This window comes from Acidobacteriota bacterium (assembly GCA_026393755.1).
Taxonomy (GTDB): Bacteria; Acidobacteriota; Vicinamibacteria; order Vicinamibacterales; family JAKQTR01; genus JBAXOX01.
Map to the genome: position 1 here is coordinate 170,622 of JAPKZO010000017.1, position 21,113 is coordinate 191,734.

Annotated in this window: 13 protein-coding genes; 4 read left to right on the forward strand and 9 right to left on the reverse strand. The window is 65.3% G+C overall.

All coding sequences use genetic code 11. The features are described from left to right. The coding region (locus NTV05_06310; protein MCX6544013.1) for a CDP-alcohol phosphatidyltransferase family protein at window positions 1-543 on the reverse strand (543 nt) is incomplete at its 3' end. Between the two features lie 100 nt (window positions 544-643). On the opposite strand from NTV05_06310, the gene NTV05_06315 reads away from it, so the two are divergent. After that, window positions 644-1,465 carry a hypothetical protein gene (locus tag NTV05_06315; protein ID MCX6544014.1) on the forward strand — a complete coding sequence of 274 codons (822 nt, stop codon included), beginning with the start codon at window positions 644-646 and terminating at the stop codon, window positions 1,463-1,465. Here NTV05_06315 and NTV05_06320 read toward each other — a convergent pair. Together NTV05_06320 and NTV05_06325 are read right to left on the reverse strand one after the other, a co-directional pair. Further along, on the reverse strand, window positions 1,462-2,898 hold the full coding sequence (locus NTV05_06320) for a serine/threonine-protein kinase (GenBank protein MCX6544015.1): 1,437 nt from the start codon (window positions 2,896-2,898) through the stop codon (window positions 1,462-1,464). The two genes, NTV05_06315 and NTV05_06320, sit on opposite strands and share 4 nt — an antisense overlap. A gap of 5 nt (window positions 2,899-2,903) precedes the next feature. After that, window positions 2,904-3,434 (reverse strand): ECF-type sigma factor, encoded by a 531-nt coding sequence (locus NTV05_06325; GenBank protein ID MCX6544016.1) that lies wholly within the window; start codon window positions 3,432-3,434, stop codon window positions 2,904-2,906. Between the two features lie 240 nt (window positions 3,435-3,674). Between NTV05_06325 and NTV05_06330 the strand changes: the two genes are divergently transcribed. Then, a complete protein-coding gene (locus NTV05_06330) occupies window positions 3,675-5,903 on the forward strand; it encodes a 6-phosphofructokinase (GenBank protein ID MCX6544017.1) in 2,229 nt (742 codons plus the stop codon). A 122-nt stretch (window positions 5,904-6,025) separates the two neighbouring features. Here NTV05_06330 and NTV05_06335 read toward each other — a convergent pair whose 3' ends face one another. The 6 genes from NTV05_06335 to NTV05_06360 form a co-directional block, all read right to left on the reverse strand. Continuing rightward, window positions 6,026-6,907, reverse strand: coding sequence for an FKBP-type peptidyl-prolyl cis-trans isomerase (locus tag NTV05_06335; GenBank protein ID MCX6544018.1), 882 nt, complete (start codon window positions 6,905-6,907; stop codon window positions 6,026-6,028). Beyond that, window positions 6,904-8,424, reverse strand: coding sequence for an NYN domain-containing protein (locus tag NTV05_06340; GenBank protein ID MCX6544019.1), 1,521 nt, complete (start codon window positions 8,422-8,424; stop codon window positions 6,904-6,906). The genes NTV05_06335 and NTV05_06340 overlap by 4 nt, the downstream gene beginning before the upstream one ends. 15 nt (window positions 8,425-8,439) lie before the next feature. After that, on the reverse strand, window positions 8,440-10,344 hold the full coding sequence (locus NTV05_06345; GenBank protein MCX6544020.1) for a DNA topoisomerase IV subunit B: 1,905 nt from the start codon (window positions 10,342-10,344) through the stop codon (window positions 8,440-8,442). A gap of 146 nt (window positions 10,345-10,490) precedes the next feature. Beyond that, a complete protein-coding gene (locus NTV05_06350; protein ID MCX6544021.1) occupies window positions 10,491-12,857 on the reverse strand; it encodes a DNA topoisomerase IV subunit A in 2,367 nt (788 codons plus the stop codon). Window positions 12,858-13,153: 296 nt separating this feature from the next. Next, entirely contained in the window at window positions 13,154-13,783 is a 630-nt protein-coding gene (locus tag NTV05_06355) for a CoA pyrophosphatase (GenBank protein ID MCX6544022.1), read from the reverse strand. A 99-nt stretch (window positions 13,784-13,882) separates the two neighbouring features. Beyond that, complete coding sequence (locus NTV05_06360; GenBank protein ID MCX6544023.1) at window positions 13,883-16,885, reverse strand: prolyl oligopeptidase family serine peptidase; 3,003 nt, start codon at window positions 16,883-16,885, stop codon at window positions 13,883-13,885. 710 nt (window positions 16,886-17,595) lie between these two features. Between NTV05_06360 and NTV05_06365 the strand changes: the two genes are divergently transcribed. Both NTV05_06365 and NTV05_06370 read left to right on the forward strand, forming a co-directional pair. Further along, window positions 17,596-17,943, forward strand: a complete 348-nt coding sequence (locus tag NTV05_06365; protein ID MCX6544024.1) for a hypothetical protein — start codon at window positions 17,596-17,598, stop codon at window positions 17,941-17,943. A 199-nt stretch (window positions 17,944-18,142) separates the two neighbouring features. After that, on the forward strand, window positions 18,143-21,022 hold the full coding sequence (locus NTV05_06370; protein ID MCX6544025.1) for a M14 family zinc carboxypeptidase: 2,880 nt from the start codon (window positions 18,143-18,145) through the stop codon (window positions 21,020-21,022). Window positions 21,023-21,113 lie beyond the last annotated feature (91 nt).

Genomic DNA, 21,113 nt, shown 5'->3' on the forward strand with positions numbered 1-21,113 from the left:
CGGATGGAACAGCACCACGGCGGCGTTGCCGAGCGCCAGCAGCAGCCGCAGCTCCGTGGGGCCGAGCTTGAAGTAACTCAGCCGGAACGTGCCCAGACAATAGGTCGCCAGGTAGACCTCGATGTTCAACAGAAAGTACGCGACGGTCACCCCCAACGCGACAAGGGGGCTCATGTAGCCGGAGAGAGCCATCCCGCCCATCAACATCACCGCACCGGCGGAATCGACCACATGATCCACATAGAAGCCGTAGCGCGGGCGCTGCTGTTGCCGCACACGCGCAAGCGTGCCATCCAGACTGTCGCCGAACCAGTTCACGGCGAGGCACAGGTTTACCAGCCAGAGTGCCGATGGATTCGATCCCGCCAGCCAGTACGAGCATCCGGCCAGCCCCATCGCGACCAGGGCGAGTCCGGTGAGATGGTCAGAGCTGACCCATCGGGGCATGCGAGGGGCCAGCCACAACAACGTCCGCTTCTCGACGCCTGCGGTGACACCGCCGACGACCCGCGCGGCATCCTGGAACTGCAATGTCGTGTCCATGAATCGAACCCTCCTGAATGAAAATGCGTCAACCACACCCGCCCGGGCTCACCACGTCGGCCGGTGAGCCGATTTGGCCTCGGATGGCGCATGATGAGATATGCGCGTCTACGTCCGATTGGCACTCTGGATGGGTCTCGCGTCCGTGGTCGCGTCTGGCGGACAGGCGCAGAGCAGCCGCACGGGGACGGGATGGCAGGTACTGAGCAGCCGCACGGAGGCGGGATGGCAAACCTATGTCACCGCAACCGAGGCGCGCGTGGCGCGCGACCGCGGCCAGTCGCTTGCGGGCCGCGTGGATGTCGACCGAGGCCAGGTGTTCATCGAGCGGGTACGGATGACGAGGCCGGGCGGCGACCTGGACGTGCCCGGTGCCACCGTGAATCACTGGCGCGGCCTGATCCTGATTCCCGGCGCGCGCCTGGACGAGATGCTGTCGCACCTGGAACGTGAACCGGCAGACACACGCCAGGAAGACGTCCTGGCGTCGGCGGTGCTCGGCCAGCGCCCAGGGTGGCTCAAGGTCTCAATCCGCGTGCACCGGTCGTTGGTGCTCTCGGCGGTCTTCGACACCGAACACGAGGCGACATTCCAGAGGCACAGCGCGACACGTGCCTCCAGCCGCAGTGTGGCCACGAAGATCGTGGAGGTGGACAAAGCCGGCACGCCACATGAGCGGGAGAAGCGGCCGGATGAGGATCGGGGCCTGCTGTGGCGATGGAACGCGTACTGGCGCTACGAGCAGGTCGAGCGGGGTGTGCTCGTGGAATGCGAATCGCTCACGCTCAGCCGGCCCGTCCCGATGCTGGTGGGGCCCGTCGTGGATCCGCTGGTGAACAAGCTGGCGAAAGAATCGATGGAGCGGACGCTCGTTGGGTTACGCAATCGTTTCGGCGCACAGGCCGCCCGGAGCGACTTCTAGCGGGCCGGGGGCTCAAACTGCCGGGCGGCCGCGCGGGTCGTCGCCGGCTCGATGATCGCAAACGCCACGAGAATCGCCACGGCGGATCCGACAAAGAGGGCTCCTGCCCTCGGATGTTCAGCGCCATACATCACGCCGGCAGCCAGGGCCGTCACTCCGAGCGCGGCATCGGCCAGGCGAATCCACATCCCGGCGCGTTGCCGCTGGCCGAACCAGTCATCCGGAAAGGACCGCAATGTGAACCAGAGGTGCACACGCAGGATACCGGCGCCGAGCGCGCCAACGACGGCCACGAAGATCAGCGACTGCCCCATCGGGCTTGTCGACCACGGGCGAGTCAGCCAGAGGAAGTACAAGAGAACGCCGTATCCAGCGGTGATGAAGATCTGGTGGAACTGCCACCACCACAACGCGGTCGAGACGCCTGCCGATGGCGCGGCCGCGGCCGGAATCGCGTGCGCCGCCCCAAGTCCCGGACGGGGGGAGGCGGCGGTCAGATCAGCCACGATGTCGTCGGTGACTTGGTACCGATCCGCCGGATTCTCAGCCAGGCACCGCGCGATAACGGCATCAAGGGCGGCCGCGTGCGGCCCGGGGATGTCCAGCGGCACCCGCTCCTCAGACGCGGCGAAGGGGTGCACGCCGCACGCCAACTCGTGAAGCACGATGCCGAGCGCGTACAGATCCGATCGATAGTCCACGCGCTCGCCGCGACGTTGTTCCGGAGACATGTAGGCTGGTGTGCCGGAGGCGGGCCTGCCGTCGGGCGACGGACCCAGACCCGCGACGCCGAAATCGACAATCTTCACCCGCCCATCGGTGGCCCGCAGCACATTCTCCGGTTTCAGGTCGCGATGCACGACCCCACGGTCGTGGGCGGCGGCGAGAGCCTCGGCAAGCCCGAGGCCGGTCTCGATCACCACGGGAAGCGGCACCGGCCCATGCAGCAGTTCCTCGCGCAGAGTTTCGCCTCGAACAAACTCGGAAACGAGGTGGAGACGGCCGTCGATCTCTTCGAGCGCATAGATGGTGGCGACGCCCGGATGCGACAGCATCGCCGCTGCACGCGCTTCGTGCCGAAGCCGCTCACGGCGCGCGGGGTCGCCGGCCCACGCGGCAGGCAGCGCTTTGAGCGCGACCATACGGCCGAGCCGCGTATCCTCGGCCAGATAGACGACGCCCATCCCGCCCCGTCCCACTTCACGGACCAGGCGATACGGCCCGACCTGCTGTCCTTCGACCGCCTGGTCGATTGCCGCCGCGTCGAGAAACGCATCCGCCCGATCATGAAAGACCAGCAGCGTCGCCACCTCGTCACGCAGGGCCGCATCTTCGGCACACGCCTCGTCGAGAAACGCGTCGCGGTCTTCGGACGGCCGATCGAGCGCCGCGTGAAACAGCCTGTTGGCGTCGGCCCAGCGATCGGGTTGCATCTCCGTCACGCATCTCTCCCGGTCCGCAGCTCGCGCATGAGCCAGGCCTTTGCAATCGTCCAGTGGCGCTTGACGGTCGCCGGCGACAGGTGGAGGGCCTCGGCGGTCTCTTCAACGGTCAGCCCTCCGAAGAAGCGGAGCTCAACGACGCGGGCGTGATGCGGGTCCAGGCGGGCGAGATCCACGAGCGCACGATCGAGGGCCACCAGATCGAGCGACTGCGCGTCAGTGCTCAACAGGCCGTCTTCGAGCGTGACCTGAACCTGATGGCCACCACGCTTGGCGGCCGAACGCGCACGCGCGCGTTCGACGAGCAGCCGCCGCATCGAGATTGCGGCGATGGCCAGAAAATGCGTGCGATTCTGCCACTGGGGACGCTTGTCCTTCAGAAGCCGGAGATAGGCCTCGTGGACCAGTTCAGTGGCCTGCACGCTTCTGGCGCGCTCGCGACGCAGGTAGCCGTGAGCCAGGCGGCGAAGTTCCTGGTAGAGCTCCTCCGCCAGCGGCGACACCGCATCGACCTGATCAGGTGACATGGCAGTGCAGATTATGGGCCGATTCGGCACGATTTGTCCCGTGCTGCGTCGCCTGCGCCCGCTGACCCTGCAGAGCGGGAGGTGGCGCCCCGGCCCGGACTCTGGCGAATCGCGGCCCGTGTTATCGTTGCGGGGTGACCGGGGACCGTTTCAGGACCTGTATTCGCGGCCGGATGTTCGGCCGCAGGACCGGGTCGTGGCATCGGTTCGATTGACTCGACATTCGCGAGGAGTGCAACTGTGGCGGTGAAGCGAGTCGGCGTGCTGACCAGCGGCGGCGATGCCTCCGGCATGAACGCGGCCGTGAGGGCCATCGTGCGCACCGGCCTTGACCGCGGCCTGGAGGTCTGGGGCATCTACGAGGGCTTCCGCGGCCTGATCGAGGGCGGAGACAAGATCCGGCCGCTGTCGTGGAACTCGGTTGGCGGCATCATCCACCGTGGCGGCACGATCATCGGATCGGCCCGCTCGGAACGGTTCCGCTCGAAGGACGGCCGGCTCAAGGCCGCGCGCAACCTGGTGGCCGCCGGCATCGACAGCCTCATTGTGATCGGCGGGGACGGCAGTCTGACCGGAGCGGACGTGTTTCGGCGCGAATGGCCCGATCACATCAGTGCCATCAGCGGTGAACATCCGCTCGCCGCCGACTTCCCCTCACCGTGCGGTCAGCTCACCATCGTCGGCCTGGTGGGTTCGATCGACAACGACTTTATCGGCACCGACATGACCATTGGCGCCGACACGGCGCTGCATCGGATCACCGAGGCGATCGACGCCATCTGCAGTACCGCCTCGAGCCATCAGCGGACGTTCATTGTGGAGGTCATGGGCCGGCACTGCGGATACCTGGCGCTGATGGGCACGATTGCCACGGGCGCCGATGCCGCGCTGATTCCAGAATGTCCGCCGACGTCGGACGACTGGAGCGAACGGCTTGTCGCCGGCATCAAGGCCGGTCGCGAGGCGGGCCGGCGCGATGCCATTGTGGTGCTCGCCGAAGGCGCTACGGATCACGACGGTGAGATCATCACGAGCGCCCGTCTGCTCGGCCTGCTGGAGAAGGGCCTGGGGGAAGCCGTGCGGGTGACGGTCCTCGGCCACGTGCAGCGTGGAGGATCGCCGAGCGCGTTCGACCGGAACCTCGGGACCCGGATGGGGCACGCCGCCATTGAGACGCTGCTCGGCGGGCATGCCGAGGCGCAATCCCAGGTGATCGGCATCCGGGGTAATCGCGTCGTTCGGATTCCGCTCGCCGAGTGCGTCGCGCAGACGCGCGACGTCAACGAGAAGCTGGCGGCGCGGCAATTCGAGAGCGCCCTGGCTCTCCGGGGACGGAGCTTCAACGATTCGGTGGCGACTCTGAACACGCTGCTGCGGGCCCTCCCCCATCCCGTGCAGGAAGGCCAGCGCCGGTTCAGGGTCGGCGTGATGCACGCGGGGGCGCCGGCGCCGGGCATGAATACCGCCGTGCGCGCCGCTGTCCGGCTCACGCTGGATCAAGGCCATCGGGTCTTCGGCATCCGACGCGGTTTCGCGGGACTGGCGGCGGGCGACATCCACGACATGAACTGGATGAGCGTCAACGGATGGGCGGGTATGGGCGGCGCGGAACTTGGGACCGGCCGAGTCGTGCCGGCCGGATCCGATTTGTACGCCATCGCCCGCGCCATTGACGAGCACGGCCTCGAGGCCCTGCTGGTCGTCGGCGGCTGGGAAGCCTATGAATCGGTGCACCGCCTCTTCGAAGAGCGGCCCAACTTTCCGGCGTTCAATCTCCCCATCGTCTGCCTGCCGGCCACCATCGACAACAACCTGCCTGGCACCGAGTTGAGCATCGGCGCCGACACGGCGCTCAACAACATCGTCGGCGCGGTCGACAAGATCAAGCAGTCGGCGGTGGCCGAACGCCGGTGCTTCGTCGTCGAAGTGATGGGCAAACGATGCGGTTATCTCGCGCTGATGGGCGGACTGGCTACCGGTGCCGAACGCGTGTACCTGCACGAAGAGGGGGTGACGCTCCAGACCCTCGAGACCGACGTCCGCATGCTGATCGCGGGGTTCACCCAGGGGAAACGGCTCGGGCTTATGATCCGCAATGAAGACGCCAACACCGTCTACGACACCGTATTCATGGGCAAGCTGTTCGAGCAGGAGGGCGGCCATCTGTTCGACGTGCGCCAGAGCATCCTCGGCCACCTCCAGCAGGGCGGAGATCCCTCCCCGTTTGATCGCATCCAGGCGACCAGGCTCGCACGCCTGGCGGTCGAGTTCCTGATCCGCGAAATCGAACGATCTGGCCACGCGGCGTCGTTTGTCGGGTCGATCGAGGGCCAGGTCGAATTCCACTCGTTCGAGGACTACACGCGTATGATCGACGCGCCGAACCGGCGGCCGAAGAATCAGTGGTGGCTTGACCTGCGGAACGTCAACGACGCGCTGGCGCAGCCTGCGCCGCGCGCCACGGCGTGAATCGGATGGGCGGGAAAAGAGGTGGGGCCAGATCCACCTCGCAACATCCGGGGCTTGGCGAAGCCTGAAGATGTCGTGTTTGAGATCTGACCCCACATCACATGCGGTCGATGGCCGTCGATCTACTTGCCAATCTTGATCAGCTCGACGTCGAACACCAGCATGCCCTTCGGCATCCCGGCCTGGCCCTTATAGGCCAGGTCTTCGGGAATCCAGAATCGGCACTTCTGGCCCTCGACCATCAACTGTACGCCCTCGGTCCAGCCGGGAATCACCTGATCGAGCGGGAACGCAATGGCCTGGCCGCGCGACACTGAGCTGTCGAACAGTTTGCCGTCGGTTGTCCATCCAGAGTAGTGCACAGTGACGGTCTGATAGGACTTCGGGTGGGTCGTGCCGGTGCCTGGCTTGAGTTCCTTCCACGCCAGGCCGGAGCCCGTCTTCTTCGCGTCTGCGGGCGGAGCCGCGACGTCGGCTGGCACCGTCGGCACTGCCGGCGGGGGCGGCGGCTCTGTGATGGCGAGCAGTTCGACGTCAAAGACGAGCAGACCCTTCGGCTTGCCCTCGGCCCCCTTGTAGGCCAGCGCTTCAGGAATCCACATCCGGCGCTTCTCTCCAACCACCATCAGCTGGAGACCTTCCGAGAATCCCGGGATCACTCGATTCACGGGAAACATGCTGGGCTTGCCGCGCACGACGGAGCTGTCAAACGGCGCTCCGTTGGTGGTCCATCCGGTGTAGTTGATGGTGACCTGCTCGGTGAGGCGCGGTTTCGCGGTGCCGGTGCCCGGTGTCACCACCTTGGTCGCGAGGCCCGACGCGGTCTTCTCGGCGTCGGCCGGCGGTGCCGCCACATCTGGCGGAGCGGGGGGCGGAAGCGGCCGGGTCGTCACCGGCGGATTCTGGGAAGCCTGCTTCCGCGCCGACGCGGGCATGGCGGTTACCGCGACGAGGGCGGCCGCGCAGGTCAGAAGAGCAATGGGACGGAAATGCGAGCGTGTCATTCGGTAGCCGGTTCCTTTCGCTTACGGGGTGTGGCAGTGCGCGTCCGCGGCTTGCGGGGCGCGGTGGTCTTGTCCTTGGGGGCGGCCGCATCCGACTTTCGGCGGCGCCGCGGCTTCGCGCCGGCCGATTCTGGGGCTGCGGCCTGGACGGCCACATCCGACATCTGTCCCTCATCTTCGCTCGGGGCGGTCGTCTCGAGTGCCGGGGCTCGGACTGAGTCGGCGGCAAGGGCCGCCGGCGCGTCGCCGTCGACCACGGATCGACTGTTCGGGTCTCCCGTGACGCCGCCGCCAGCCATCGTTGCGGCCTGCACGTCCGTCATATCGCCCGACCCTGGCGGCGCCTGCACCGGCCGCAATTGCGGTCCCTGGAAGACCCGCAGGACGCCTTGCCGATCCCGTTCCATCCTGACGACGCCGTCGCGCTGGACCGCCCGCAGAATCTCGACGAGGTTGCCGTGGCGCCGCTCGTCGAAGTTCGGGTCGACCGCGCGCATCGCCTGCTTGACGTTCCGGATGTACATCGGCCACCGCGGAATCGCACCCGGCGTCTGCAGCACGCGGTGCAGCAGCTGAATGCCATCGATGATCGAGGTCTGCGGTTGCGGTGTCTCCGGCGCGGCGACCGGCGGCGCTTCCGTGTCGACCGCGACGGTCCCGGCCTGGGCCGCTTCTGGTTCGGCCGGCGCGGATTCGGTCATCTCCGCCCCCGCAGCGCCGTCGGACTCCCGCAGCTCAACGAGCACGCTGCGGCCAGCGCTCTTGAGCGTCACCAAACCCGCCTCGGCCAGCTTGTCAGCGAAATCCCGGAAACTCGAGGTGCCGTAATCGCGCTCGGAGAACGTCGAGTCGAGCTGCAGCAGCGTGCTCTTGAGCAGGCCCAGCTGCGGCGTCACTTCGCGGTCGGTGAGCAACTGCAAGGCGCGCGTGACCAGCGGAAACGCCTTGGCCACCGGTGCGGCCTGCAGATGGGAGGACGAGGGCTGCGCGGCAGCCTGGCGGTCGCGATTCTGGCTGACGCCCGCCGCCCGGCGGCTGGGCTGACGAATCAGGTTCTCGTACGCAATGAACTCGGTGCAGTTCTTCTGGAGCACCATCGCGGTGAACTGGCGCCCGCCGACGACAAACACCTTGCGGTCGTACTGCTTCAACTTCTCGACCAGGCTGATGAAGTCGCTGTCGCCGCCCACAATCACAAACGCGTTGATGTGCGCATGCGTAAACGCCATCTCTAGCGCATCGAGCGCCAGGTTGATGTCGGCGCCGTTCTTGTCGCCGCCGGGCGTCATGTTGCGCTGCACCATCCGCACGGCGTGCTGCGTCAGCAGCCGGCTGTAATCCCCGACGCGCTTCCAGTCGCCGTAGGCGACCTTGGTGACGACCTCGCCCCGCTCCTTGACGGCATCGAGCACCGCGCCCACGTCGAACTCCCGGTTCAACGTCGTCTTGACGCCAATCTCGATATTGTCGAAGTCAATCAGTACTGCAATCTTCAGCGAACGTTCTTCAGAGGCCATGCCTCGCTCCTTCTCTTAGACGTCCAGCTCGCGGGCATCCTCGGCACGCTCCATGATGAAGCGGTAGCGCGCCGCGGGTTCCTTGCCCATCAGCTCGTTGATGACGCGATCGGTGACAATCTGGTCGGCCACCTCCACACGGAGGAGCCGGCGGGTCTTCGGGTTCAATGTGGTTTCCCACAGGACTTTCGGCATCATCTCGCCAAGGCCCTTGAAACGCGTGATTTCCGGCGTGCCGCGCCCTTTGGCGTGCTGTTTCAGGATAGCGCTCTTCTGGCCGTCATCGAGCGCCCAGTGCGTCTCCTTGCCGATGTCGATGCGGTACAGCGGCGGCTGCGCCAGGTAGACGCGGCCGGCCGTCATCAGCGGCGACATGTGCCGGTAGATGAAGGTGAGCAGCAGCGTCGCGATATGGTTGCCGTCCGAATCGGCGTCGGCCAGGATGATGACGCGGCCGTACCGAAGCCTGGTGATGTCGAAGTTCTTGCCGATCCCGCACCCGAGCGCGGTCACCAGGTCTGACAGTTCCTTGTTCTCGAGCACCTTCGCGACCGACGCGCTCTCGACGTTGAGCACCTTGCCGCGAAGCGGCAGGATCGCCTGCTTCGAGCGGTCCCTGCCCTGCTTGGCGGATCCGCCGGCCGAATCGCCTTCCACGATGAACAATTCGGAATCGTCGCGATTAGACGATGAGCAGTCGCTGAGCTTGCCCGGAAGATTGAGCCGGCTCGACGTCGCGCTCTTGCGCGTGATGGCCTGCTGCGCGGCGCGGCTCGCCTCGCGCGCGCGGGCCGCCAGGATGATCCGGCCGACGATCGCCTCGGCCACGCTGATGTTGTGATTGAGCCAGTGCTCGAGCGGGGGCCTGACGGCCGAATCCACCGCGGAGAGGAGCTCCAGGTTGTTCAGCCGATCCTTGGTCTGCCCCTGGAACTGGGGCTCTTCGATGAAGATACTGAGGACGCCGACCAGGCCTTCGCGGATGTCGTCGGCGGTGAGCGTTACGCCCTTTGGCGTGAGGTTGTGCGTCTCGATGAAGTTGCGCACCGCCTTGGTCAGTCCCGCGCGAAGCCCGTTCTCGTGCGTGCCTCCCGATCCGGTCGGGATGCCGTTGACGTAGCTGCGGATGACTTCGTCGGTCGATTCGGTCCACTGAAGAGCGAGATCCAGCCTGAGCCCGTTGTCGCGATTCAGCACAAACGGGGCTTCGTGGACCGGGCGCAAGGACCCCGCCGCGATGATCGCTCTCAGGTACGCCTCGAGACCATCGCTGTGCTCGAAGGTCTCCTTCGATCCGGCCACCTGATCCTCGAAGACGATCTTGACGCCCTTGTGCAGATAGCTCGCAACGTCGATCCGCTCCCGAATCGTCGGGGCATCGAATTCCACCTTGGGGAAGATCGTCGCATCCGGTCTGAAGAAGACCGTCGTCCCGGTCCCGCGGGCCGCGCCGAGCTTCCTGACCGTGCCCTGCGGAATGCCCTGCTTGAACCGATGCTCCCACGACGCGCCGTCGCGCCTGACGGTGACCACGAGCTCCTTCGACAGCGCGCAGACCACGCTCGCGCCGACGCCGTGCAGGCCGCCGGCGGTCTTGTAGTTGCCCGGCTCGAACTTGCCGCCCGCGTGCAGCGTCGTAAAGACCACTTCGAGCGCGCTCTTCTTCGTCTGCGGATGCTTGTCGACCGGAATCCCGCGCCCATCGTCTGTGATCGTGACCGACGATCCGTCTTCGTGCAGCGTGACCGCGATGTTCGAGGCGTGGCCATTCATGGCCTCGTCGACCGCGTTGTCGAGGATCTCCCAGACCAGATGATGGAGTCCAGTTGACCCGACCCCGCCGATGTACATGCCAGGACGTTTCCGGACCGGCTCGAGGCCTTCCAGAACGGTAATGTCTTTGGCGGTGTAGGTCGGCATTCAGTAGGCGTCGGGACTCTGGCAGTCGAAAAATGGGCGCCGCCAGAGAAGCCAGCCAACGGCCGGCCTCGGGTGGACCACCCACACACAGATGATTGATTGATCTTAGCGTACTTGAGGTGTATTTTCCCCTCTTCTGCCTTCCGTCACTCTCCCGGACCGTCGAGCGCAGCCGGCGCCGCCAGATCCACGGGCACGATGCGTGTGAACTGTCCCCGTTGCAGAAGTTCCCGGCCCTTGCCCCCGCGGCCGGTCACTTCGTACTTGGTCGTGCTGATGGTCTGCTCGGCGCCCCGGCTCGTCTCGACGGTCAGCAGATCGCGATCGCCGGTCGAGGCGATGAATCCCAGCACCCGGTCTTCGTCCGGATTCAGCTTGATGAGAATGACGCCCTTGCCCGGCCCCGAGAGGAAGTTGATCTCGTCCACCTTGCAGAGCATCGCCCGCGCCTGAGCCGTCGCCGCAATGATCGTCTCGGAGCCCTCGATCTTCGCCACCCCGACCACCTCGACGCCCTCCGACGGGCGAGCAAACCGGCGCCCGGCCCGGGTGCTCGGCTCCACGAACCCGTCCAGCCCGAATCGAAGGCTGTACCCGTCGCTGGTGACGGCGACGGCGTGGCACGGCGGCACCTCCCCTTCCTTGTGCGGCTCGATATCCGGCGCCACTCGAGGATCCAGACTGAACGCCGCCACGACCTTCTCGCCGTCCCGGAACTTGAACAACCGCTGAATCGGTTCGCCATACCCGGTCGAAGCCGGTGTGTCCACGATTCGCGCCGTGTACGCCACGCCGAAATTGGTCAGGAACACCACCGACGCACGCGTGCTCCCCGGCAGCACGGCCATCACGGCATCCCCTTCTCTCAGGCGGGTCGCCGAGAGGTCCTTCACTTCCTTCTGCCGCTTTACCCACCCGTCGCGCGAGACGATCACGACGTTGTCTTCTTCGACGATGAAGTCGTCGGCCGAGTATTCAATCTCCTCCACCGATTCGATCAATGTGCGCCGGGGGTCGGCCTTCGCTGACCCGTGCTGCTTCAGCAACGCCTCGATGTCGGCGCGCACCAGCTTCCAGCGGCTGTCTTCGTCTTTCAGCAGCGAACCAATCTGTCGTGCCCGCTTCCGCTTCTCATCCAGCTCAGTCCGGATGGCCAGGATTTCCAGCCGCGCCAGCCGATAGAGTTTCAGCTCGAGGATGGCATCGGTCTGCTCGGCGTCGAGCTCGAACCGCGCCATGATCTTGCCGGCCGCGTCCGCCTTGCCATCCGACTTCCGGATGATGCGGATGATCTCGTCGAGGACGTCGAACACCTTCTCGAAGCCCTCGAGCACGTGAATGCGCCGGTTGAGCGACGCCAGTTCGTGCTCGAGCCGCCTGGTCACCACATCGAGGCGGAAGTGCAGGAAGTGCCACAGGATCGACTTGAGATCGAGGCGATCGGGGCGGCCGATCTCGGGATTCTCGGTCGGGATCAGGCACGTCAGGTTGACCGGGAACGAGGTCTGCAGCGGCGTGTGCTTGCACAGGTACGCCATCACCATCTTCTCGTCGGCGTCCTTCTTCAACTCCAACTGGATCCGCACATCGTCGGTCGACACGTCCTTGACGTCCACCAGCGGCGGCAACTTCCGGCTGAGCACGACCTCGGCAATGCGCTCGACCAACTGCGCCTTGTTCACCATGTACGGGATGCTCGTCACAAACAGCGTCTTGCCTCCGCGCGTCGTCGGCCCCGACTCCCAGGTGCCCCGCACGCGGATGCTGCCGGATCCGGTCCGGTAGATCGTCTTGAGTTCCTCGGCGCTGTTGAGCACGTGGCCGCCAGTCGGGAAATCCGGGCCTTTCACGTACCGGCACAACTGGACGCTGGTCAGATCGGGATTGTCGAGCAGCCTGAGCAGCGCCGTGCAGACCTCGCCGAGATTGTGCGGCGGCACGCTGGTGGCCATCCCGACGGCAATCCCTGTCGCGCCGTTGACCAGCAGGTTGGGCAGCCTGGCCGGCAGCACGACCGGCTCGGTCTTGGTCCCGTCATAGTTGGGCCTGAACGGCACCGTGTCGTGATCAATCTCCTCGAGCATCTGGTCCGACAGCCGAGCCAGGCGGCATTCGGTGTAGCGCATCGCGGCTGGCGCGTCACCATCGAGCGATCCGAAGTTGCCCGATCCGTCGATCAACGGGTAGCGCAGCGAAAAGGACTGCGCCATCCGGGCCAGCGTGTCGTAGATGGCCGAATCGCCGTGCGGATGGAAGCTCCCCATCACATCACCGACGACTTTCGCGCACTTCCGGCACTTGGTGTCGGCGGTGAGATTCTGCTGCCACATCGTGAAGAGGATGCGCCGTTGAACGGGCTTCAACCCGTCGCGAACGTCGGGCAGCGCGCGAGACGTGATGACCGACAGGGCGTAGTTGAGGTACTTCTCCTGGGCGATCTCGTGCAGCGCGACGACCGATTCACGCCCGCCTGCCGACGAGCGGCGATCACCGGCCGGAGGCCAGTTGCCCATTGGCGGCCATCCCGTCCCGGCGGACGGCCATCCCGTGTCCCCGTCGCCCGCCTGGTCGGCCGGGGCGTGCTCGATAATATCCAGCAACGTGGGATCAGATGGCTTGCGAGTGGGTGACAAGACTCAACTCCTAGGATTGGGGACCGGTTAGATTTCCACAGTTTGGCACGATTCGTTCTGGTCTGGCCTTCTGTGGTCTCGATCTCAACGTAAGGGCACGGCATGCCGTGCCCCTACGGCCAGCCGCAGCGCCCGGCGGTCTGGGGCGGCAATTCGCCACGGTCCCTTCATATTCGTCAGGGGTGAGGCACCACTCCCAACAACGCGACCAGTTCGGCCAGCACCATCGCCGTCGCGCCCCACACCTGCTCGCCACCGACATCGAAGAACGGCATCTCAATCTCGATCCCGTCTCTGATGCGCGTAGTGCGGCGATGGCGGGCGGGATTGACCAGGTCCGCCACCGGTACCTCGATGAGTCGATCAACTTCCGTCGAAGCGACGTGCACGGCCGGACGTCCCGTCATCGTGCCGACGACCGGATGCAACACGAAACCGCTGACGGCGATATGCACCGGGGTCAGGCGCCCGACGACCCGCACCGCGGACGGGTCGAGCGCGACCTCCTCATAGGCCTCTCTGAGCGCCGCGGCCTCAATTGTCTCGTCGGGATCGACCGCGCCGCCCGGCAGCGACACCTGGCCGCTGTGCTGCGGCATACTCGCCGAGCGCTTGGTCAGCAGGACTGTGGCGTCACCGTCGAGCGGAAACAGGAGGATCAGGCCGGCCGCGAGTCTCGCGCTCTCCGGCGCGAAACCCGGCTTCCAGCCGAAGCGAGGCCGTGGCGCCATGCTCAGGTGGGCGTCGAGACCAGGCAGGTGGCCTGCCTTCGCTTCGAGCGTCTCCACAACATCCGCCAACAGCATCCGGGCCACGCAAGTATCTTAGCAGCCCAGCACGAGCGAGACGACGGTTCCTCCGCGTCCCCGCTCACGCAGCAGTCGGTGATCTGCAGTCAGTACCGTCTACTTCTTGACCGGTTCCTTGGCCTTCTCCGGGACCGGGGGTTTCTTCAACGCCGCCCGCTCCTTGAGATGGTCCTCCATCTCGAGCCTCGGCACCCCGTCGGTCATCCACTTGGGCGCGGGCTTGCCCATCAGGTAGTGGTCGAAGAACTCCTTCATGCGGATCGTGTAGTCCTGCTGGTTCGCCCGCTTCGCCAGGCCGTGGTTCTCGCCGACGTACTCCAGCATGATCACGTTCTTTCCGAGTCTCCGGAGCGTGTTGTAGTACTCGACCCCCTGCGTGAAATCCACGGCGCCGTCCTTGTCGTTATGCAGGATGATGAGCGGCGTCTTGACGTTCTTCGCGAAGTTGACCGGCGAGTTGCGGACGTACGCCTCCCAGTTGTCCCAGTAGCCGCCAAGGAATCTCCCCTGGCTGCTCTCGAAGATCGGCTGGTTCGTGCTGCCGGAGTTCTTGTAGATCAGGCTGTACATGCTGACCATGTTCGTCAGCGGCGCTCCGGCGATGGCGGCGGCGAACAGGTCGGTCTGGGTCACGGCAAATGCCGTCTGGTACCCGCCCCACGAATGACCTTGTAGCCCGACATGCCTGGGATCGACGACGCCAGTCGCGATGGCCGCCTTGAGGGCCGCCGTGATGCACGCCACGGCCGACACACCAGGGTCGTTCACTTTGTAGGTGATGTCTGGCTGAAGCACCGCGTATCCGTTGCTCGTGTAGGCCGACTTGTTGAAGCCGTTCGCCGTGGGCGTCGTGAAGCTGTTGTGACCTTGCGTGAGTTTCTCGTAGATGTAAACAATCGTCGGGTACGTCTTGCCCTTCTCGTAGTTTGCCGGCAGAAACAGCGACCCCTGCAGCTTCTTTGGCGGCAGCCCCTTGCCGAGTGTCACGGTGTAGTCCACGAGCATTGAGCCGCTCGACCAGGCAAACGCTTTCACCTGTTCGTCAACCGCCGTGATCTTCCGGCCGGGCTTGAGCGAGGCGTCGGTGACGTAGAAATCTGCCGGATCCTTGGACGTGGACCTGGTGTAGAAGTAGACGTCTGCCTTGCCCGCCTTCTGCACGTTGAAGCTGGCATCGTCCCACAGCAACAGCTGTACGCCGGTCTTGCCCGGATCGAGCCTGGCGACGCCGCCCTTCTTCGTGTATTCCCCGAATGTCGCCACGTAGCGTGGCACGGAGAAGTCGACGCCACGCTCGTCCGGATCGAGGCGGAGGATTGAGCGGTAGCGGATGCCGTCCCTCTTGCCGTTCACCGTCAGATTGACCGCGGCGCCACCCGCCACGGGCACCTTCCAAATGTCCCACCCGTCCGACAGAAGCACGGCGTCGGCGTCCTTCGTCCAGCCGAGGGCAGGCCGCGGCGGCTTGGCGACGTTATGGTCGTCTTCGGTGTCGATGAAGGAGGTCGGCACTGTCGCCGTCAGGTTCACCGATTTCCCAGACGCCATGTCGTACGCGAAGTAGTTGCCATCGAGGTAGTAGTAGAACTTCGTACCATCGGTCGATGGCTGACCCATGTTCGGGGCCTTCTTGAGCGCCAGCTTCCGCTCGCCTGTCTGCATGTTGATGACGTACACGTCCTGATAGCGCCGACCGTCCAGGTTGCTCATCAATTCGTACGCGCGGACGTCGAGTCCGATCGCGAACCTCTCCTTCGGCGCGGGGTTCACGCTGCGCACCGTCTCGTCAGCGAGGCGGATGAACTTCTTGTCGTTGACCCTGTAGACGGACAGGAAGCTGAAGTTCTTGTCCGTCTCCTCCTGCACCTGCTGCTGCGACTGCAGGCGCGGATCCTTGTAGTGCCAGAGGACCAGGTCCACCTTTTCGTCGTCTTGGGCGCCGGATGCCGCCAACGGTGCTGGCGCCTCGGCGCCAGGGTCGACAGGTCTGGCCTCGGGCTTCGCGTCGGCCTTCTTGAGCGAGTGAATGCCAAATAGCAGGGCGCTCAGGTCCTCGGCCCAGGTCGCACCTCGCGCGGGACTGATCGCCATCCCCTCGGGGAAACCCTTGTCGGTGGCCGGGTCGTAGATCGTCTTCCGGGGTTCGGCCGCACCGAAGCCGGTGAACCCGATGGCGGCGTAAACCTTGTCTTTGTAGCGCTTGTCGTCGGAGCCCTTCACGACGGAGAGGCCGTCGCCCTTCTCGGTCCACGCCAGGCGTTCGTAGGACGCCTTGTCGCTGTCGAGCACCGTCACCACGCCGGATTCCATGTCCCGCAACTGCACGCCATTGCCGGCCTTCTCGGGGGCGTCAATGATGAGCGCAAGCCAGCGGCCGCTCTTGTCGAAGGCGAACTCGGCGACGTTGCCGATGTTGAGATCGAGCCCCGTTGTAAGCCCGTGCAGGATGAGGTCGGTACCTTTCGGCCGATCACTCGCGCCGCCCGCGACCGCGCCGGCTGCCGGCGCGCCACTTGGCGCCCCTGCTGCCGCGCCCGCCGCTCCTCCGGCTGCGCCGCCGGTCGCCGGCGCCTTCTGCAGGGCAATCCAGCCGCCTCGCTCACCGGCATAGACGAAGCGGCGGACATTCTCGATTGTCAGGTCCTTGCTGGAGGTGAGATCGAGCAACTGCACTTTGGCCTGGATCGGGCGCCGCTGCCGCCGGAGTCGCGCACTCTCGGCGCGAGTCGGATACACCATGAAGGCGACCCACTTCGCATCCTCGGAGAAGCGCAGCGTGGCCGGAGGCGGGCCGATCCCGCCAGAGGACGCGGGGCCGCCGGCGGCCGATGGCGATTCACCCACCGGGAACGTGTAGACCTTGTCGCCATCGGTCGCACGGACGATCACATCGCTGTCGCCCTCGATGGGCGACATTCGATACGCGAGCCAGCGCCCGTCGTTGGAAATCGCCGTCGCGCCCACGTTCTTCCAGGCCACGATATCCGCGAGGCCCATCGCGCGCCGGTCGCCCGCCGCCTGAGGATCGCGAACGGCCCCGGCCGGATTCAAGACGAGAACCCACACGAGAAGTGCCAACGTCACAGCCAGTCTTTTCATACCGCTCTCCCCCAGCCAGACCATTCATGCGCCAGTTGACGAGGTGCGCCCGACAAATCGGGGCATTCTAACCCGGTACCGGGGCGTAACCAGCTCTGGCGATCAGCTATGCAGCAGGGACAAAGAAGACGGAAGAGCCAGTACGCCGCACAGCGGCGCGTCGAGGCGCCGGGGCTGGATTCCGGCATTCGCCAGGATCACGACCCGGAAGCGTCATGCCGTCGCTCGCATCCAGCAGTGAGGCCGAAGCAAGCAGCAGGAGGACGGAGAGGTCTTCAGATGGCGGTAGCAGTCCCGCCCCGGTGTGGCGCCCATGCCGGCGTTCGGTGCCGAACCTCGCCTGCCGCCACACTAAAACGCGCCTGAATTGGCCGTTTCGTGCCTCTCCGGTCGTCACCAGGCCTTGGCACAAGGGTTGCTGTCTCTGGTGTCAGGGACCGCCGGTTCCCGGCTGCAACAGCCCCCACACCTCCTCCGCAGTTGGGGACCGGCGGAACTTGACGATCGGATTCGAGAAAGCCCCCGGGTGGCCTTGAGGCCCTCGAATGGCGCTTGCCGACCGTCCACTAGGCGCTAGCCCCCGCGCCTGGTGCGTTTGACTCGGGAGACGCAGGAGACGTAGCGAACGTGGCGGACGCAGCAAACCGGTGGATGCCCTCATCCACTCCCTCACACGGACTTTATCAATCACACGTAACAAGGAGACAGCGATGAAGAAGATTCCCGTATTTTTCGTGGCGCTCGCGTTGGCCGCTTCAGTGGCAAGCGCTCAGGGACCCACTGTCAAGACAAAGAGCACGACGGTCAAGGCGACCACTCACCCCGTCAGCGCCGAGGTGGTCTCGAGCGACGCGGCCGCCAAGACGATCACGCTGAAAGTCGGCGACAAGTCGGTGACGATGCCGGTTCAGGGGAAAGCGATCGCGGAACTGGCGAGCTTCAAGGCCGGCGACCGGGTGACAGCGACCTGCAAGGATGACGCGAAGGGCCAGCACGAGGCCATCACGAACATCAAGACCGCCAAGGTGGTTACAGCCAAGACGAAGATCAAGAAGTAGACGGGAGTCTGCTTCAGAGTCCTTCGAACAGATCGCCCGCCGGCCGTGTCGCGGTCGGCGGGCCCCACGCCTGCCTGAACAGCTCCACACTCAATAAGTGAACGACATTCGGCTGCTGCCTGCCTGTGGATTTTGGCGGCCAAACGCGCTATCGTACGCGCGCCGTATTGTCTGTCCACCCCAGAGAGAGGATGTGTCGATGTTTCACAGGAGAATGGCCGTCTTGTTTGCGCTGCTGATGGCGCTGACGATGGCGGCCCCGGCCGTTCACACCCAGGGCAAGATCACACCGCCCCAGTTCACGACGGGCGGTAAGCAGTACACCGCCGGCGATGATTACTTCCTGGCGAACTACTCCCAGCTGCGCGAGTACTTCGGCAAGCTGGCCCAGGAGTCGGATCGCTTCAAGGTGGTCGAGATTGGCAAGACCGCCGAGGGCAAGCCGATGATCATGGCGATCATCACCTCGCCGGAAAATCACAAGAAGCTGGCGCGCTACAAGGAAATTTCCCAGAAGCTCGCGCGCGCCGAAGGCCTCACCGACGACGAGGCGCACAAGCTCGCGGCCGAGGGCAAGGCGGTGGTGTGGCTCGATGGGGGCCTGCACGCCACCGAGTGCATCAACGCGCAGGGTCTGTTCACGTTCGCCCATCAGATGACGAGCCAGAACGACCCCGAGACGCTGCGGTTTCTCAATGACGTGATCACGCTGCTCGTACCGGTCAATCCCGACGGCATGGACCTGGTGTCGAACTGGTACATGCGGGAACCCGACGAGAAGCGGCGGTCGACCGGACAGCTGCCGGTGCTCTACCAGAAGTACGCCGGCCACGACAACAACCGCGACTCGTACGCGAACAACCTCTCCGAGACCGAAGCGATCAACCGCCAGCTCTACATCGAGTGGATCCCGCAGATCATGTACAACCAGCACCAGACCGGTCCGGCCGGCGCGGTGCTCTTTGTGCCGCCGTTCCGCGATCCGTTCAACTACAACGAGGACCCGCTGGTGCCGATGGGGATCGACCTGGTGGCTGCCTCCATCCACAACCGGTTCGTCACCGAGGGCAAGGCGGGCGCCGCCATGCGGTCCGAGGCGTCCTACTCCACGTGGTACAACGGCGGCGAACGGACGACGACCGGTTTCCACAACATGATCGGAATCCTCACCGAGATCAGCGGCAACCCGACGCCCGCCCCGCTCGGTCTGGTGCTGGACAAACAGTTGCCGCACCAGGACCTGCCGATGCCCATTCCTCCGCAGGAAGTGTGGCACCAGCGCCAGGCGATCGACTACATCATGTCGGCCAACCGGGCGATCCTGGATATCGCGTCGAAGCATCGGGAAGACTTCCTGTTCCGCATCTATAAGGCGGGCCGGAACTCGATCGATCGCGGCAGCCGCGACAATTGGACCATCCAGCCCGACTGGATCGACGAGGCTAAGGCCCAGCTGGCGAAGGATACCGAGGCGGCATCTGGCGGGCGCGGCGCGGCTGGGGCCGGGCGCGGAGGCGGTGGCGGGCGCGGAGGCGCCGATCCGAAGTACTACAAAGCGATGCTGACTCCCGAGCGGCGTGATCCACGCGGATACATCCTCCCGTCCGATCAAGCCGACTTCAATACAACGACGCGGTTCGTCAACGCCCTCATCAAGGATGGCGTCGTCGTTCACCGCGCGACCGCGGCGTTCACCGTCGGCGGCAAGTCGTATCCGGCAGGGTCATATGTGATCAAGGCCGCACAGGCGTTCCGCCCGCACCTGCGCGACATGCTCGAACCGCAGGATCACCCGAACGACTTCCAGTATCCCGGTGGCCCGCCGCGGCCGCCCTACGACATCACCGGCTACACGCTCGCCTTCCAGATGGGCGTGCAGTTCGACCGGATTCTCGAGGCGTTTGATGGTCCGTTCGAGGCGCTCCCGCTTGCGCCGATCAAGCTCGGCGGCGGCAAAGTGACGGCGGGCAAGGGCTCGGCGGTCGGGTACCTGCTGAGCCACCGCCTCACCGACGGGTTCACGGCGACCTCGAAGCTGCTGGCGGCGAAGGAAGACGTGTACTGGCTGAAGTCGGCGTTCACGACAGCGGGTAAGACGTACGAGGTCGGCGCGATCTACGTGCCGGCGAAACCAACGACCAAGGCCCTCGTCGAGAAGCTCGCGACCGACCTCGGGGTGACCTTCGACGCGACCACCACGAAGCCGACAGGTGAGGCGTTGAAACTGAATCCGGTTCGGATCGGATTGGTGGACCAGTACGGCGGCTCGATGCCATCCGGATGGATCCGCTGGATCTTCGAACAGGCGTATCCGACCAGTTTCGAACTGGTCTTCCCGCCGGCGCTCGATGCCGGCAATCTGGCGCAGAAGTACGACGTGCTGATCTTCCCGGGCGGCGCGATTCCTGGTGCGCCTGGCGAAGCGGGTGGCGGCGGACGGGGCGGCGGCGCTGGCGGCGACATGCCGGCGGCTGGCGGACGCGGCGGTGCCGCGCAGTCGACAGTCCCTGCGGAATTCCAGGGGCGCCAGGGCCGGATCACCGCCGCGACAACGATCCCGATTCTCAAGAAGTTCGTTGAGGATGGCGGCACGATCATTACCATCGGGACTTCGACGAGCCTGGCCGCTCACTTCGGACTTCCGGTCAGCAATGGTCTCGTCGAAATGGTGGGCGGCGTCGAACGCCGGCTGCCCAACGACAAGTTCTACGTGCCGGGCTCGCTGCTGACGGCGAGCGTTGACACGACCGACCCGCTCGCTTACGGCTTTGGCGATCAGGTTGCGGTGATGTGGGAGAACGATCCGGCGCTCAAGTTGGGGCCGGATGCGGCGCTCAAGGGCGTGAAGACGGTGGCGTGGTTCGCGACCGACAAGCCGCTCAAGAGCGGGTGGGCGTGGGGGCAGCAGTACCTGAATGGCCTCACGGTCGCCGCGGAAGCCACCATCGGCAAGGGCAAGTTGATCTTGCTGGCGCCGGAAGTGACGTTCCGTGCGCAGCCGCACGCCACGTTCAAGCTCCTGTTCAACGGGATTTACTACGGAAGCGCGAAGCCGGTCAGCCTCGGCGCGGCGAAGTAGCGCAACGGGTCCGCGCAACTGATTGAGATAGACGAACCGGGGTCGGGATGAATGTCCCGGCCCCGGTTCTTTCGTGTTCGGGCGCGGCATG

Bases quoted from the DNA above. Each gene is read 5' to 3' on its own strand.
- NTV05_06315 (MCX6544014.1), top strand. From the start codon at position 644: ATGCGCGTCTACGTCCGATTGGCACTCTGGATGGGTCTCGCGTCCGTG.
- NTV05_06365 (MCX6544024.1), top strand. From the start codon at position 17,596: ATGAAGAAGATTCCCGTATTTTTCGTGGCGCTCGCGTTGGCCGCTTCA.
- NTV05_06340 (MCX6544019.1), bottom strand. From the start codon at position 8,424: ATGGCCTCTGAAGAACGTTCGCTGAAGATTGCAGTACTGATTGACTTC.
- NTV05_06355 (MCX6544022.1), bottom strand. From the start codon at position 13,783: ATGCTGTTGGCGGATGTTGTGGAGACGCTCGAAGCGAAGGCAGGCCAC.
- NTV05_06320 (MCX6544015.1), bottom strand. From the start codon at position 2,898: ATGCAACCCGATCGCTGGGCCGACGCCAACAGGCTGTTTCACGCGGCG.
- NTV05_06360 (MCX6544023.1), bottom strand. From the start codon at position 16,885: ATGAAAAGACTGGCTGTGACGTTGGCACTTCTCGTGTGGGTTCTCGTC.
- NTV05_06350 (MCX6544021.1), bottom strand. From the start codon at position 12,857: ATGGGCAACTGGCCTCCGGCCGGTGATCGCCGCTCGTCGGCAGGCGGG.
- NTV05_06370 (MCX6544025.1), top strand. From the start codon at position 18,143: ATGTTTCACAGGAGAATGGCCGTCTTGTTTGCGCTGCTGATGGCGCTG.
- NTV05_06325 (MCX6544016.1), bottom strand. From the start codon at position 3,434: ATGTCACCTGATCAGGTCGATGCGGTGTCGCCGCTGGCGGAGGAGCTC.
- NTV05_06345 (MCX6544020.1), bottom strand. From the start codon at position 10,344: ATGCCGACCTACACCGCCAAAGACATTACCGTTCTGGAAGGCCTCGAG.
- NTV05_06335 (MCX6544018.1), bottom strand. From the start codon at position 6,907: ATGACACGCTCGCATTTCCGTCCCATTGCTCTTCTGACCTGCGCGGCC.